The organism is Brevibacterium sp. SMBL_HHYL_HB1 (assembly GCF_018208375.1).
In the GTDB taxonomy this organism is placed as follows: domain Bacteria; phylum Actinomycetota; class Actinomycetes; order Actinomycetales; family Brevibacteriaceae; genus Brevibacterium; species Brevibacterium intestinavium.
Genome location: NZ_CP062936.1, coordinates 2128997 through 2144414, shown reverse-complemented (window position 1 = coordinate 2144414; position 15418 = coordinate 2128997). Strand labels below are relative to the sequence as shown.

At 61.8% G+C, this 15418-nt stretch carries 13 protein-coding genes, 1 tRNA gene and 1 pseudogene; 7 read left to right on the top strand and 8 right to left on the bottom strand.

All coding sequences use genetic code 11. The features are described 5' to 3' along the window. Positions 1-20: 20 nt before the first annotated feature. Positions 21-1301 carry an ISL3 family transposase gene (locus tag IG171_RS09955; RefSeq protein ID WP_212127313.1) on the bottom strand — a complete coding sequence of 427 codons (1281 nt, stop codon included), beginning with the start codon at positions 1299-1301 and terminating at the stop codon, positions 21-23. A gap of 282 nt (positions 1302-1583) precedes the next feature. Between IG171_RS09955 and IG171_RS09950 the strand changes: the two genes are divergently transcribed. Continuing rightward, positions 1584-2555 carry a LysR substrate-binding domain-containing protein gene (locus IG171_RS09950; RefSeq protein WP_249203584.1) on the top strand — a complete coding sequence of 324 codons (972 nt, stop codon included), beginning with the start codon at positions 1584-1586 and terminating at the stop codon, positions 2553-2555. A 634-nt stretch (positions 2556-3189) separates the two neighbouring features. Here the strand turns inward: IG171_RS09950 and IG171_RS09945 are convergent. Beyond that, positions 3190-4599: an IS1380 family transposase gene (locus IG171_RS09945; RefSeq protein ID WP_283091821.1), complete on the bottom strand. Its 1410-nt coding sequence runs from the start codon at positions 4597-4599 to the stop codon at positions 3190-3192. A 164-nt stretch (positions 4600-4763) separates the two neighbouring features. Here IG171_RS09945 and IG171_RS09940 point away from each other — a divergent pair. Both IG171_RS09940 and IG171_RS09935 read left to right on the top strand, forming a co-directional pair. Beyond that, positions 4764-5947: pseudogene (locus tag IG171_RS09940) on the top strand (IS3 family transposase). Between the two features lie 101 nt (positions 5948-6048). Further along, positions 6049-6928, top strand: a protein-coding gene (locus IG171_RS09935) for an IS5 family transposase (RefSeq protein WP_212127312.1) whose coding sequence is annotated in 2 segments (ribosomal slippage) — positions 6049-6405 and positions 6407-6928 — 879 coding nt in all. Because the reading frame shifts where the segments join, the coding sequence is not laid out codon by codon here. Between the two features lie 82 nt (positions 6929-7010). Here IG171_RS09935 and IG171_RS09930 read toward each other — a convergent pair. After that, the gene (locus tag IG171_RS09930) at positions 7011-7502 is read right to left on the bottom strand and encodes a helicase associated domain-containing protein (RefSeq protein WP_212127311.1); all 492 of its coding nucleotides are present in this window, start codon (positions 7500-7502) and stop codon (positions 7011-7013) included. Between the two features lie 341 nt (positions 7503-7843). Continuing rightward, positions 7844-8047 (bottom strand): helix-turn-helix domain-containing protein, encoded by a 204-nt coding sequence (locus IG171_RS09925; protein ID WP_249203583.1) that lies wholly within the window; start codon positions 8045-8047, stop codon positions 7844-7846. Positions 8048-8154: 107 nt separating this feature from the next. Here IG171_RS09925 and IG171_RS09920 point away from each other — a divergent pair, with 107 nt between their 5' ends. Both IG171_RS09920 and IG171_RS09915 read left to right on the top strand, forming a co-directional pair. Continuing rightward, the gene (locus tag IG171_RS09920; RefSeq protein WP_212127310.1) at positions 8155-8814 is read left to right on the top strand and encodes a hypothetical protein; all 660 of its coding nucleotides are present in this window, start codon (positions 8155-8157) and stop codon (positions 8812-8814) included. Continuing rightward, a complete protein-coding gene (locus IG171_RS09915; RefSeq protein WP_212127309.1) occupies positions 8807-9988 on the top strand; it encodes a site-specific integrase in 1182 nt (393 codons plus the stop codon). The genes IG171_RS09920 and IG171_RS09915 overlap by 8 nt, the downstream gene beginning before the upstream one ends. A gap of 77 nt (positions 9989-10065) precedes the next feature. Here the strand turns inward: IG171_RS09915 and IG171_RS09910 are convergent. Continuing rightward, positions 10066-10142 (bottom strand) — tRNA-Leu (locus IG171_RS09910). A gap of 89 nt (positions 10143-10231) precedes the next feature. On the opposite strand from IG171_RS09910, the gene IG171_RS09905 reads away from it, so the two are divergent. Next, entirely contained in the window at positions 10232-11533 is a 1302-nt protein-coding gene (locus IG171_RS09905; protein WP_212127308.1) for an MFS transporter, read from the top strand. 67 nt (positions 11534-11600) lie between these two features. Beyond that, complete coding sequence (gene ppk2, locus IG171_RS09900) at positions 11601-12503, top strand: polyphosphate kinase 2 (RefSeq protein WP_212127307.1); 903 nt, start codon at positions 11601-11603, stop codon at positions 12501-12503. 285 nt (positions 12504-12788) lie between these two features. On the opposite strand, the gene IG171_RS09895 is transcribed toward ppk2, so the two are convergent. From IG171_RS09895 to IG171_RS09885, 3 genes are all read right to left on the bottom strand, one after another. Then, positions 12789-13901, bottom strand: a complete 1113-nt coding sequence (locus IG171_RS09895) for a TIGR01906 family membrane protein (RefSeq protein WP_249203582.1) — start codon at positions 13899-13901, stop codon at positions 12789-12791. A 161-nt stretch (positions 13902-14062) separates the two neighbouring features. Beyond that, positions 14063-14989, bottom strand: coding sequence for an AEC family transporter (locus tag IG171_RS09890; RefSeq protein WP_212127306.1), 927 nt, complete (start codon positions 14987-14989; stop codon positions 14063-14065). Positions 14990-15085: 96 nt separating this feature from the next. Further along, complete coding sequence (locus tag IG171_RS09885; RefSeq protein WP_212127305.1) at positions 15086-15403, bottom strand: hypothetical protein; 318 nt, start codon at positions 15401-15403, stop codon at positions 15086-15088. Positions 15404-15418 lie beyond the last annotated feature (15 nt).

Sequence of the window (15418 nt, the reverse complement as noted above, 5' to 3'; positions counted from 1 at the left end):
GCCAAGATATTCATGGCTCTTCATAAATAGGGCTGTAGAAGAGGTCCCAGTCCTCCAGCGTGGAGCAGAGAACGGATCAGGTAGTTGCCCCGGTTGCGGAACCCCAGTGCGATACCGCGCAGATGTTCGAGTCTGCCGTTGATCGCTTCGGTTGGCCCGTTCGAGGTTCCAGGATGATCGAAGTAGGCCAGGATATCGGCCCGACGACGTTGGAAGGTTGTCCTCAGACTCCGGAGTTCTTTGAGCTCATCAGGAATCGTTCCTGTCAGGGTGTCGATGAGTCGGTTCATGAGCTTCTTACCTTTGCTCGGTGGGGCAGCATAGGCGGCGATCGTGTCTTGATAGAACTGCCAGCACACCAACAGGGCAGCATGATTGTCGGCGGCGAAGACCGAGTTGAGGCGGTGCTTCTGCTTGCCGGTAAGCAAACCGACGCGGGTGCGAACCGTTTTGCGGATCCCGTACAGGTCATCACCCGACCGTCCTCTGCGACCGTGCAGCTCTGTTTGTAGCCGCCTCCTCGTCTCATCGAGCTTCGTGCCGACGAGGGCGACAACGTGGAAGGGGTCCATGACCGTGGTGGCATCAGGCACCACGTCAGTGGCAGCTTTCTTATAGCCGGCGAAGGCATCCATAGCGACATGCTCGATGCCGTCACGGAACGCATCGGGCTGGTTGTTCAACCAGTCGGCGAAGACGTCGGCGGAGCGGCCGGGGACGATGTCGAGCAGGCGTGCCGGTCGGTGGGTGAGGTCGACGATGACAGTCACCCACCTGTCGATGCCGCGGTGGGACCAGCAGTGCTCATCGACACCGATTGTGGATACACCCTCGAACCGGGTGGCATCAGCGATGAGCAGAGATCGGCCGAGGTCGAGTACAGCCGTGCACACAGTGTTCCAGGAGGTAGCGAGGTTCTTAGCGATGACGTGGATGCTCATCTTGTCGATGACCACGGACTTCAATGCCCACAAGCGTGCTGTCGTCGAGAGTTTCGATCTGCCGGCGCAGGCTCGCTGAAGTGTTTGGGACCAGCGCTGGTGGCAGGAAGGGCAGGTGTAGGTGCGGATGCGAATAGCCAAGGTCACCGCGGTCAGGCCGATCGGGGGATGAACGAGTTTGCGGATCCTGGTGGCCCGGACGAGTCCGCGTCGACGGCAGACAGGGCAGGACCTGTCGTTGTCGGTGATCAGGCACAGCACGGTCAGATGCCGACCAGTGTGGTCTTGCCCGATCGCGGTGAGTCCGAGTTCCGGCAGGGAGAGTGTGGTATCGAGGCAGGGCGGGGTAAAGTCGTACACGAGGGACCTTGGGTCGTGATGGAGTCTTGAACACCTACATCATTGCACCCAGGGTCCCGTTGTCATCGACGCCGGATTCAACTCTTCCCCACCGCCCTATCTATGAAGAGCCATATTCATATACCTCGCGAATATCGCTGAACCACCATTGACCCTATGTACGTTCCAGATGGAAATCAATGTGCGATTCTTTCATCGGAATGTAGATATGCTTAACCTGGTGCTTTTGGGCTGGCTGGACGCGAGAGAGGAATGCAGAACACGGGCGCGACACTACGACCTTTGATCATTGAGGTCCGCCGAGAGGACAAGTCGCCGCCAGCCGTGACGGAGAGTAATCAACTGCTAAGCTCGCGGATTATGATGGATCTGCACAAACTGACCACCCTTGGCAAAGTCATAGAATTGGGCTCGGTGACTCTTGCAGCTGACGAGTTGAAGTACACGCCGTCAGCGGTATCTCAGCAGATCAAAAGGCTTGAGAAAGAAGTCGGGCAACCGGTCCTCCGCCGACAGGGACACCGAGTGATTGCCACGGATGCTGGCCTCGCACTGGCTGAACGTGCACGCCGAATCATGGTGGAGTTGGATGCGGCTGAATCGGAACTGTCTGCGATCCGCTCGGGCCACGGTGGAACAATCAGTATCGGTTCCTTCCCAACTCTCGCAGCTTCATTCCTGCCCAAAGTAATCAAAGCATTCGCATCCTCACACCCTCACGTGAAGCTAGAGATCGTGAGTGCGAGGTATGACGATCTCCTGGAGAATCTGAAACGCGGGACTACAAACATCTCCTTCCTGTGGGATACACCGTGGAGCCCCCTGAATGCCGACGGGGTGAAAGCTGAACTGCTGTACAGCGAGGAATCGGTGGTGGTAGTTCCCAAAACACACCCTTTGGCTGATGAAAAGGAGGTTGAACTCGAGCAACTACGTGATGAGAAATGGATTCTCAGGACTGGACAACATCCAGTGATGGAGACGTTGAGGCACGCGGCAGCACACGCACGTTTTCGGCCAGAGATTGCCACGCATGTCAATGATTATCAGGAGGCCCAAGCCCTGGTGAGTGTTGGGATGGGGGTGCTTATGGTGCCCCTCAGCGCAGTAGCTCTCAGACATCCAGACGTCTGCGTCCTGTCGCTCGGTAAGGAAGCTCCGACTAGACGAGTGCTCGTGGCCCGGCGAAACGGGCACAAATACTCTCCGGTAGAGGAGGCTTTTCTTTCGGTACTGCATCAATTGGCAAAGTAGAACGAGATTGCCCAATTAGACGAAAGTGGTCATATAACTCTGCTCCCAGAAACAATCTCGAGTCTGCATGTGAATACATATCTTCTGCATCCTGTAATAGGCAAGATCAGAGACTTCCGTGCGGTCCAGCTTCGTGTGCAAATGGTCTAGAAACGGTGTTCACCACGATCAACTCGGCGTCGATGTTTTCATTGCCTTCGATGAACCCGTGGAGGCTGCATAGTCCGGACGGGTGCGACTGTGGTCCTACGAGGAACGTGCGCCAGTGATTTCGAGGGGACAACAGTCGCCGTTCCCCCGCGGTGTAGGTGACCCGCTCCTGTCTCGTCCAGTTGCCCTCACGCCAGAAATCTTGATGGGCGTGGATTCTTCAATTTCGGGGACCCGATGCTCCCTGCTGCCGCCTCGAAGATCCGTAGGACCTCCTCGTGGCCGATGCGGACGACGAAGTCGACAAAGCAAGTCCGTGAGGCCCACGATGGACAGGTCCTAGCCTGGAAATTTCATCTGAGGAGTCCGAAGAAGGAGTATTCGCAGCAGGAGGCCTTGCTGGATTCGGGGCAGGAGGTATCTCCGGCGCTGGGTCCGCCGGTTCTCCAAAGACTCTCGAGTTGAGGACGGCTGGTGGTGAGTGTCAAACAGTTCGCAGGGTGGTCCAACCAGTCTCGATCAACCAATCCCATGGCCAGCTACGCGGCAACCGCAGCAGCCGTCGACGTCCTGTGCGGATGATCCGTCCAGCCACAGCCAGCAATCGGAAGCGGAGTCGTTTGGGCTCCCACCTGCGTGCCGGGGCAGAATCGTCGAATGCCAGTGTCTGCATCCACGCCAGCAGATCACCAGCCAAAGCTACGATCTCGACCCAGATCCGATTCTGCCCGAACCCATACAGGGGCAGATTCGCAAGACCGGTGTCTTTGAGACACCGGATCCGGTCTTCGCACCGAGCCCGTTGTCGATGCCGGACTTCAAGAGTGGGAAGCCTCCAGCCGGGGCCGCGGGTGTTGGTGGCAAAGCAGGTGATCCGCCACCCATTGTGATCGGTCAACCGCAGCTGCGCACCGGGGTGAGGACGTTCTCGTCGAGCAATGACGCGCATCCCTTCTGGCCAGTTGATCGGGCCCGGCCTCGACGCTCTCTTCTGCGTGACGGGGGCGGGCATCCACGCGGTCAGTTCAGCGACCTGCGCACCTTCGCGGGGCTGGCCATCACCGTCAAGGGCGGCCTTCCACGCCTGCTCGGGAATGACCTCGATTGCTGCTTTGACAGTATCCTGAGCTTGGAATCCGATCGAATACTCCAACCCCAGATCCGTGATCCGGTGCATGAAGGCTTTCGAACACGCCCCCGTGTCAGCACGGACGAGGACCTGGGCTCGCTCATCTTCGGGCAGTTGGGCCAACGCAGCGTCGAGGATGCTCAGGTGGTCGGCACTGTTCCACGGTGAGGCCTTGCCCGGACGCAAGTCGATGGCTAAGGTCTCGCCGGTGCCGTGTTCGCCGTGATCGACGAATGCGCACATCGGGGCGAATCCAAACCCGCGTTTGAAAGTCGGTTCGGCCCGCTCCTTGTCCGAATGCGCCGTGACCAGTGTGGCATCGATATCAACGATGACCTGTCCACCATGACGAGTCCCGGCAGTGCCTGCCAGCGGACGTTTCCGGGCCCACACTCTCGACCGGCTCATCGCCCGGACGTCTCGGATCGCGGTGACGACGTCGTCAACATCGCCAGCTAATTTGGTGAGCAATCGTGACACGGTTGGGTCAGAGGCCACGGGCCCGAACAGTGTCGGTTGAGACCGGATGGCGGCGATATCGGACAGGCAATCGCCGCCGAGCGCGAGGGCCGTGGCGATATCGAGGACGACCTTTGACGGATCGTGTCGAGCTCGTGGAGGCCGCCATGGTGACAGGGCTTCTGCGAGTCTGCGGTCGAGGCCGCAGGTGCGGATCGTTTCCCGGAGTAAGAGGGCTCCGGACGAAGAAATCAGCGACTCGCGGACAGGATCGATGACAACGCTGGGAACCAGACTACGCTTCACTTGAGAAGTGCCTCTCTGCACGGTGGAACTTGACCTTCGACAAGCCAAGAATCCCCCGTCAGAGAGGCACTTCCATGCAGTACACGCCGCTATACCCAGCGATCGGGACTGCTGAAGGTTTGGTTGACTTCACGACTGGATAAATTCCAGGAAGGATAGAAGTCATGCCAAAGATCTACACCGATGAGTTCAAGCAATCAGCGCTCGATCTCATCAACGACGGGATGACCCAGAAGCAGGTCTGCGCCGACCTCGGCATCTCGAAATCAGCCCTACAAGCCTGGGTCCGTGACTCGCGGCTACGCGAGCACGGACTCGAGCCCTCCCGTGATGCCGAGGAGTCACGCGCCCAGGCGGCAGCGCTGAAACGCATTCGCGAGCTCGAGAGGGAGAACAAGATCCTCCGTGAGGCTGCCGCCTACCTCTCGCAAGCGAACTTGAAGCTCGGTGGCCATCACCCAAAATGATGTACCCGCTGGTCCTCGACCTTGCTGCCACCGGGGTGCCGGTGGCAGTGACCTGTCGGGTGCTCGGCTTCACCAAGCAGGGGTTCTACAAGTGGTGCGCGAAACCTATCTCTGACCGGGATCTCGAGGAGGCGCACCTGATCAATGCCGCCCATGATGTCCATACGGACGATCCCGAGTTCGGATACCGTTTCATCGCCGATGAACTCCACGCCGCAGGTCTGCAAGCGTCAGAGCGTCGTGTGTGGCGATTGTGCTCGCAGCAAGAGCTGTTCTCGAACACGATCAAACGAGCTCGGAAACATGGGAAGAAGCCCGGCCCGCCAGTGTGTGATGACCTTGTCAAACGAGACTTCACGGCCAAGGCAATCAACGAATTGTGGCTGACCGACGTCACGGAGCATCACACCGGTGAGGGCAAGCTGTACATGTGCGCGGTCAAGGACGTGTTCAGCAACAGAATCGTCGGCTATGCCATCGACTCGAGAATGAAGTCGCGCCTGGCCGTAGCAGCGATTGACGATGCTGTAGCCCGCCGCGGCGGGGCTGGCGTTGTGGCCGGTTGCGTGGTGCATTCGGACCGCGGGTCGCAATTTCGTTCCCGCAAATTCCAGCACGCTTTACGGCACTATGGGCTCGTCGGATCGATGGGAAGGGTTGGTGCTGCTGGCGACAACGCGGCGATGGAATCGTTCTTCGCCGTGTTGCAGAAGAACGTCCTCGATAGAGGCCGTTGGGACACGCGAGCGAGGTTGCGGAAGGTGATCGTGCACTGGGTCGAGCGGACCTATCACCGGAAGCGTCGACAGCGACGTTTGGGTAAACTGACCCCGGTTGAATACGAGCTTGTTCACCACAAGGTCGTCGCTCTGGCGGCATAAACCCCGGAGTCAACCAAACCTTCAGCAGTCCCATCACGTGAAATATCCAGGCTAGGGCGTGTCTGATAAATTTCCCGGCGGGATTCTGAAACCCTGGAATCGTGTCTCGATTCCAACTACTCACTGATGACCAATGGGCTCTCATCGCCGACTACCTCCCGGCACCGACCGGCCGACGAGGCCGCCCGTTCTCCGATCCCAGACAGATGGTCGAGGGCATCATCTACCGCTACCGCACCGGTATCGCTTGGCGCGATCTGCCCGAGACCTTCGGCAAATGGCAGACCGTGTGGACCTGGCACCGCCGCCTCGCCGCCGACGGCACCTGGGATGCCATCCACCAGGCTCTGACTGTCCACGCGGCAAAGAATGACAAGGTCGACTTCACCGTCTCAGTCGACTCCACGATCGCTCGCGCACATCAACACGCGACGAACATCAGCCGCGTAAAAAAGGGACTCGTCGAATTACAAGGATCTACTGACAGAGTCGCCTGACCACGCTTTCGGCCGCTCGCGCGGAGGCTTGTCGACAAAGACTCATCAGCTCGTCGATGGCCACGGGCTGCCGCTGGTGTCGATCTGCACCGCTGGTCAGGACGGCGACAGCCCGATGCTCGCCCCTCTGTTGGACAACCTTCAGGTCGGTCGACGCACCCGCCCGGACGCCGTCCTTGGCGACAAGGCCTACTCATCGAGAGCGAACCGGTCACTGCTGCGGTCGCGGAAGATCGAGGCAGTCATCTCCGAACCGTCCGATCAGCAAGGCCATCGTCTCCGGCGAGGATCAAAGGGTGGCCGTCCACCGAAGTTCGACGCGATCAAGTACAAGGGTCGCAATGTCATCGAGCGCGGTTATGCCCGTTTGAAGCAGTGGCGAGGACTGGCCACTCGCTATGACAAACTCGCCGTCGTCTATCGAGCCGCTGTCGTGCTCAACGGTGTCATCGCTTGGTTACAGCATTTATCAGACACGCCCTAGCAAAGCCTGCACACCGCGTATCAATTGTTCGCCTCGACCATAATTTGGTTCTTTACGGTCCAATGGATAGAGACTCACCTCTTTATGAGCACGGTCGTGAACCTTGTCCCGGGTTCCAGTTGATGTTCATGCTCTCGGCTGTTTCGATAACGGTGTCTGCCAGCTGTCCATGACGATATTGACTCCGCAGTCTAGCTATCCATCGTCCTGCGCCCGGCCAATCGTCGGTGCCGGTCAGCTGAGGCACGTTGATGTGTCCATGCCGTCCGTAGAAGCCCTCGAGGCGGCGGAGCCTCTCGAGATTGTCAGCCACTTTCCGTTCGGCCCGTGAGGGCGGATTCGGTTTCGGGTCGCGGTATGGGGGAGTGAACCTCACTCCGATGGCCTCGGCTGCGGCGATCTGTTCTTCGGTCAGCTTGTTGGAACGGTACTTGGTCCTCAGACTCGACACCCAGAGTCCGACACTCCATTCCAGCCAGACGTCGTCAGCCTTGGGATTGGCGTGGCCGTGGTACCTGGCGTACGAAGCCAGCCGAGTGATGCCGCGGTCGAAGTCGACTCTTCCCCTTCCCATGTTCGGATCATACTCAACCAGAGTTGTTCGTCCCAGGGGCGAGTGGCGGCGGATTCTCCCGCGGCGGTCGCCGGCCCTACTTGCTGAGATCGGACAGCGCGGCCTCATCGAAACGGATGTCGGGCCGCTGAGAGTGCACGCAGTTACAGCGCCCGTCACCACGGTCAGCGAATCGTCTCGAGGGTCATTTCCGGGCAGGATGAGACTTCACAAGTCGGAATCGAGACCGCCTTCTACGGCCAGCCCATGCGCCTGTTTCTCAACTTGGGCCGCAAGTTCTTCGATACCTCGGAACGGGCGCTTCGGGTCGTCGGTTTCCGGGATTGGACTGGGGCCGCACCTCAGTCCGCTGCCGAATCCTTCTGAAGTGTCGCGTACCAGGCGTCGATGTCTTCACGGGAGAAGCGCAGATGGCGACCGATCTTGTGCGCCACGGGGCCGTACCCTTGAACCCGCCACCTGTAGATCGTCTGCTTGGGGATGTGCAGCTCCGCCGCGAGGTCCTCCGCCGTCAGCCACCGTGCGTTGTCGTGCGTTGCCGTCACGATCGCCACCTCCTCGATTTGCAATGTGCGTCGAATATCGATGCATCAACTTTATCAGAAGATTGCATTGATTGTCAATGAACGGTGAAATTGCTACGATAGTTTCCATGAGTTTTGCTGAACGACGCCCTGCGCCCGTGGTGACCCCTTCTGAGAAGCCGGGATTAGCTGAGGGGGAGTGGGCGAGAGCTCTGGGCACCTCGGAAGAACCCGGAGACTTCTGGCACCGCATCGATATCCCCGATGTCCCATTCCCATTGTGGGCACGGGTCGCACAGACTGAGTACGGTGATTTCGTCATCACTGGAGTGCTCCTTGGCGATCCGGAAGGAAGCCAGGCGGTTGGAACCGGCAATCTCTCCAAAGTCGCGATCAAGGAGATTCTGTCCGCGATTGATGAAGCAGACCGGTCCGGGGCCAGCGACTTCCGAGAATATTCGCCAGAGTTCAACGGGCGGGTGCCCAGGCCCGGTGGACAAATGCTGGCGGACGATACGATCCGGGAGGCGGCGACCGTGGCGGCTCTCGTGAAGATGTACGGGCGCGGTCGCCCGGTGATCACTTCGACAGCCGAGGCTCTCGGCGTATCGAGAGCCACTGCTTCCCGCCGCATCCAGCGTGCACGCGACCTGGGGCTGCTCGACGAGGTCGCCGAGTTCCTCGAACGGACCGACTCCTCAGAAGTCGCGAACATGGCCGAAGAGTATGGCGTTGCCGAATTCACGGTCAGTGGTGATGCCCTCGGTGAGGCGGACAGCGATGCCTAGGCCACGGCTCGAGCTCGGCACCTGGGGCAAAATCACACGAACCGAGATCGCTGACAATAAGTGGCGAGCTCGTGCGCGGTTCCGCGACTTCACCGGCAGAACCAAACAACGCGAGGCCTACGGCGAATCCGGTGCCAAGGCCGAACGCAATCTCCTCAAGTCCCTCCGCAACGAGGTCGAATCAGCCGGCGACACCATTACTGGCAGCACCACGGTGACGGCACTGTCGAAGATCTGGTTGGCTGATCCGGATCTCACCGAGAATTGCACAGCTCAGACCGTCGAGCGCTACACCGATAGCGTGAATCAGCATGTTCTGCCGGCTCTCGGCGAATACATGCTCATGGAGGCCACGGTGTCCCGTGTCGATCGTTTTCTCCGGAACCTGGCGGCGTCGACGCCGGGGCTTGCCAAGACTGCGAGGTCCGTTCTCAACGGGATGTTCAAGCTTGCTGTTCGTCATGACGCAATCCGATCGAATCCAGTGCGGGACGTACGCCTGCCGTCGAAGCCGAGGCGGCCTGTCGAAGCCCTCACGGTTGATGAGGTCGGTGCTCTTCGTGAAGGGCTGCGCAAATGGCAGGAAGGGACTGGCTACCGAGGACCGCGCCGGGGCAGCGAACTGCTCGATGTGGTCGATGTGATGCTCGGGACCGGGCTGCGCATCTCTGAAGTGCTCGCCTTGCGCTGGGAGGATGTCGACCTGAGCGAGCAACCGACTCTGACGGTGACGGGCACACTGGTCTACCTCAAGAAGAAGGGATTGCAGAGACAGCCGCACACGAAGACGTCGAGCGGCTTCCGGATCCTCACTCTGCCGCCGTTCGTGGTCGACGTGCTGCTGCGACGTCGCGTTGAGGCGATTCCGACTGAGACCAATGCAGTGTTCCCGTCCGGCAAGGGCACATGGAAGTGGCCGAACAACTATCGGCGGTCCCTGCGAGAGGCACTCAAGACGATGGAGGACGGTGGCGGTATCTCGCCGCATGTGTTCCGGAAATCCGTGGCCACGCTCATCGATGCGGAGGCGACTCTCGAGGCTGCTGCGGCTGTGCTCGGCCACTCCGGTACGGCGGTCACATCGACGCACTATGTGAAGAAGGCGACTGCGGCTCCGGACATGTCGGAGATCCTCGATCAATTCGGGAAGAATCGTAGCGAAAAAGATGGGTAAGCGTGGGGAACCCGACTTCCTATCGTTTTCGACTCAGCTCTTCGATGTACATCATGGCTGGTGAAAGCCGGTGCCGATGGTCCCCCCAGTGGGACTCGAACCCACACTGAATCGATTTTAAGTCGACTGCCTCTGCCGATTGGGCTATAGGGGGACGATCCAGAACAACTGTATCGGCAAACCGGCGACGCCGCGATCTGAGACGCGCTGCTGACGGCGCACAGTCGGCGCTAGCCTCGAGCCATGACGACGAGCCGCCCGAGCTTCCAAGCCTGGATGATCCTCGTCATCGGTGTCCTCACGCAGATGGCCGCCACCCTCGCGATCACCGGTCCGGCGTTCCTCATCCCGTATATGCACGCGGACCTCGACTTCACCCTGACCCAAGCGGGAACCGTTGCCGCAGCTCCTAGCTTCGGCCTCATCCTCACCCTCATCGCCTGGGGTGCCTTCGCCGACAGATACGGTGAGCGGCTGGCCATGACCTTGGGCATCGGCCTCACTGCGCTGGCCTCCGCAGCCGCGGTCGCAGTCGTCGACTCACCGGTCCGGATGGTCATCATCATCGTGGCCTCCGGGGCCGCCGCAGCATCGGTGAATTCCGCCAGCGGACGTGTGGTCATGGGATGGTTCCCCCGTCACCGGCGGGGCCTGGCCATGGGCATCCGACAGATGTCCCAGCCCCTGGGCACCGGCATCGCTGCCGTGACCGTCCCACCGGTCGCCGCGGCCGGCGGATTCCCCGCCTACCTGTGGTTCGTCGCCGCTGTAACCGGCGCGTTGGCGATCGTCTGCTTCGCCCTCGTCCGCAATCCACCGCCGCAGGTTCCCACCCGCGCCGAGGTGGCCGATCTCGAACGCCGAAACCCATCCGAACCGGCGGCGACCGCCGACGATCACACCGATCACGAAGAGGTGGAACCCACCTCGGCGGGCGAGGGCAGAGCGAGACCGAGCTCGGTGTTCAACCCCTACCGCGGCGATTCCTTCCTGTGGCGCATCCACGCCGTCTCCGCCCTTCTCGTCACTCCGCAGTTCGCCTTCTCCACCTACGGCCTCGTCTGGCTCATCGCCGTGCAGGGCATCGGGGCATCGGCCGCCGGCGCGATCGTCGCCGCCGCTCAGATCGTCGGAGCCCTCGGCCGGATGGTCGTCGGTGGACTCTCCGACCGCACGGGTTCGCGAGTCGGGCTGATGCGCGTGGTCGCGATCGCGGCTGTGGTGCTGGTCGCGGCCATCGCGTTCCTGTCGCTGACGCAGATGCCGGTCGTGGCCGCGATCGTCTTCGTGCTGGCCTCGGCGGTGTCGGTCGCCGACAACGGTCTGGCCTTCGCTTCCGTGGCCGAAGCCGCCGGACCGCGCTGGTCGGGCAAGGCGATGGGCGCTCAGAACACGGGACAGTTCGTCATGTCGGCGCTGCTGGGCCCCGGCTTCGGTGCGCTCGTGACCGCGTTCGGATACCCGGTGTCCTTCGGGCTCATCGCTCTCGCCCCACTGCTCAGCCTCGGAATCATTCCACGCCGCGACATCGATCGCATAACCTGAAGTTCACCCCGGGCCGTTGAGCTGCCCGGGCCACGACATCGAGTCGACATCGGAAGGGGAGAGTGACGTGAATAACCTGTTCCAGGAGAATCTGCGGGAGTACATCGACAAACTCCGCCTCGAAGGCTATGCCGTCGAGGACAGTCAGACCACGGATCCGCACCTCATCGACCCCATGGGCCGAGCGGTCGAGACCTGGCGCGAAGGTTACCCGTACGACGAGCGGATGGACAGGGACGCCTACGAACTCGAGAAGTACAAGCTGCAGGTCGAGCTGTTGAAATTCCAGTACTGGGGCCAGGACACCGGCGCCAAGCACGTCATCGTCTTCGAGGGCCGGGATGCCGCGGGCAAGGGCGGAACGATCAAACACTTCACCGAACACCTCAATCCGCGGGCGGCCCGCGTCGTCGCACTCAACAAGCCCTCGGACAGGGAAGCCGGCCAATGGTACTTCCAGCGCTATGTCTCTCACCTGCCCACGAGCGGGGAGATCGTGATGTTCGACCGCTCCTGGTACAACCGGGCCAATGTCGAACGCGTCATGGGCTTCTGCACGGACGAGGAGTACGAGACGTTCATGGAGCAGGCTCCTGTGTTCGAGAAGATGCTCATCGACTCCGGGGTCCATGTCACGAAGTTCTGGTTCTCGGTGACCCAGCGCGAGCAGCGCACCAGGTTCGCGATCCGTCAGATCGATCCGGTGCGGCGGTGGAAGCTGTCTCCGATGGACCTCGAATCGCTTGACCGGTGGGAGGACTACACGAAGGCCAAGGAGGAGACCTTCCGCCGCACGGACACCGACCACGCCCCGTGGATCACGATCAAGAGCAATGACAAGAAGCGAGCCAGGCTGAACGCGATGCGGTACTTCCTCAACCAGTTCGACTACGAGGACAAGGACACCTCGGTCGTCCACCCGGCCGATCCGCTGCTCGTGCGTCGGGGCCGCGATGCCGTTGATGACTGAGACGGCAGGCTTCGGCAACCGTCTGCCGACCGGCCCGCGGTCCGATCAGTGACCGGCCGCGGCTCGTCGACGAATTGTTGCCGGGTAGGAATCTGGTCGGTTCGCTGCGGGAGGATCCACTGCGAAATCCGGTGCTGGATCGCGGTGGATCCACCCGCAGCGAGCGCGTGAGGAGAATCTGGTCGGTCCCGGGCAGAAATTCGGCCGGGTGGAAGGGGAAAGACCACCCGGCCGGAACCGTGGAGCGGGACTCTCACCCGCAGAGGAGCTGCCGATCAGCTGGCTTCAGGCTGCGGCTTCCTTCCGCGCCTTGCGCAGTGCGCGGCGTTTCTTGAAGCCGAGGAAGCTCAAGCAGAAGAGGATGATCGCCAGGAGCACGAACACGCCTCCGCCGGCGATGCCGGCATCGACCCAGAACTGCGGCGGGAAGAGCCGGATGAGCGAATCATCGGCGTAGAACTCCCAAGTGCCGTCGCTGAAGAAGAGCTTGTGGAAGTTGCGGAAGAAGCTGTCCCAGCCGAGCACGGCCACAACGGCGACAGCACCCATGAAGATGATGCTGAAGATCGAGCCCAGGCGCACTCCGGTGTGGATGCCCATGCCGCCCTTGCGGCACATGTAGAGGCCGAAGAGGACCGCGCCGATGATGCCGATGAGCGCGACCAGATAGAGCAGCGAGATGAGCCCCTTGACGTCGGCCATATGGCTGAGCTCATCGGAGATGAAGATCGGCTCCCCATTGGGCATGACGACATCGGCGAGGTAGCGCCGGGAGTCGAAGTTGTGCAGATAGTCGATGACGTAAGTGGCGTAGTGCTCTCGGTCGGCGCCGTCGAAACCGAACTGATCGGCCGGGAATCCCGGGCGGAAGTACTCGAACTTGAGGAAGAGACCCGAGGCGACGAAACGCACGGACAGCGCCAACAGGACGAACGGGGTGGCGATCATGATCCAGATCGTGCCGATGACGTCGAGGACCGAACGGCGCTTCTCAGGCACTTCGGGCTCGCGGGCGTCGGTCGACGTCGCCGCCTTCGTCACAGCGGCCCAGTCCGCTTCACTCATCACCGAGGTCCGCGCATTCGCCGGCACCTCACTCATCTGACCGGTGTCGGTCGGTGAGGTCCGATCGGTGGCGCTCGTCGACTGAGCGTGCGGATTCGTCGAATGGGCGGGCGCCACCCGGACCGGGCCCGTCGACGGGGTTTCGGTCGCGGAGTGCTTGGGGGCCTCCTCGGCGATGGGATCCGTGATCGGATCGAACGCCTCGGTGTCGGTCGAGGGGTCGTTGCCCGCCTCCAGAGGAGACGGCGACTGCTTCTCGGCAGCACTGGCAGACCCTGAACTCATCCGCCTGCTCAGGAGGTCTTCGGTCTCGTTCTTCTCGTCTCTGGACACACCCCCATTGTCAGCGACCATCATGCCCAAGCCGGGGAGGACACGCCACGGCCGCCGATTTCACCGCCCGGCGCCAGCACCGAGGAGGTCGGGCGGATCGGGGCTCCACGCGGCGGCGGGGACCGGGTCGGGCGGCCGCAGCGCTCAGGCGCCGGGGCGGATCAGCCGAGGAGGGCGGCGATGACGACGAGCGCAGGCACGGCGAGGACCGTGGTGATGAAGACCGCATCGCGCATCAGCGCCTCGGACTGCCGATACTGCATCGAATAGATGTAGACGTTCTGCGCCGTCGGCAGCGCCGAGGTGACGACGATGGCGAACAGGTCGAGACCGTCATAGCCCAGCAGAGGACCGCCGATGACCCAGGCCACGAGCGGTTGGACGACGAGCTTGGCGACCGTGATGTAGCTCAGCTGCGAACGGGTTCCCTTGACCGGCAGGGCCCAGCCGTCCTTGAGCGAGATGCCGAAGGCCAGCAGTGCGCCCGGGACCGCCGTCGCTCCGATCATGTCGATGGGTTCGAAGATGAACCGGGGCAGTTCGAAACCCGTCGCCGAGGCGGCCACACCGGCGGCGGCACCGAGGACGATCGGGTTCTTCAGCACTTGGAGCACGGCCGAATACCAGTGCGAGTCGTGCCGTTTCCTGCCCGCACCGTCGAGGACGGCCATGCCGATGGGAGCGAGGACGAGCAGTTGGAACAGCAGCACGGGAGCGACATAGCCGATGTCGTGGAGGACATAGGCCGCGATCGGGATGCCGAGATTGCCGATGTTGACGTAGCTGGTCGCCCACGCCGAGAACAGGGCCTCACCGGTCGAGCGGCGGCGGATCCAGCGGGTGAGGACGAAGAGGAGGGCACCGACGATCAGCGCCGAACCGCCGGTGGCGAACAGCGCGGTGTTGAAGATCAGCCCGAGATCGGTCTCGGACACGACGACGTAGAGCAGGGCCGGGGTGCCGGCATAGAAGACGAGCTTCGCGATGACCTGCTGTCCGTGGGGACCGAGCACCCCGGTACGTCCGAGGACGAACCCGGTGAGGATGACTCCGGCGATGACGGCGAAGCCTTCGAACACGGCCAGCATGGGCTACTCGTGGTCCTCGCTTCCTGCGATGCGGTTATCGGTCGAGTCGGTCAGCGGATGTCGGCGGTCAGCGGATGTCGGCGGTCAGGCGCCGACTCACTTCGTGTCTGCGCTGTCGGAGACGACATAGGACGCGGCCGCGCTGACCGCACTGACGGCGAGGACTGCCGGCCAGGCGCCGATCTTCTTCGCCAGGGGGTGGGAGGCCCCGAACCCGCCGAGGTAGGTCAGGCTCAGCCCGGCAGCGGCAGGCCAGCCCTTCTTCGCATACCAGGACCGGGCGGCGTAGGCACCCGCCGCGGCGAGGACGGCTCCGCCGAGCGGGCGGATCCCGGTCTCCCGGGCGGTGAGGAAACCGCCGACGAGTCCGACGGCGACGAGCGGGGCGGTGGAGACTTCGTGTGCATCCTTCATGCGTCCAGTTTAGCC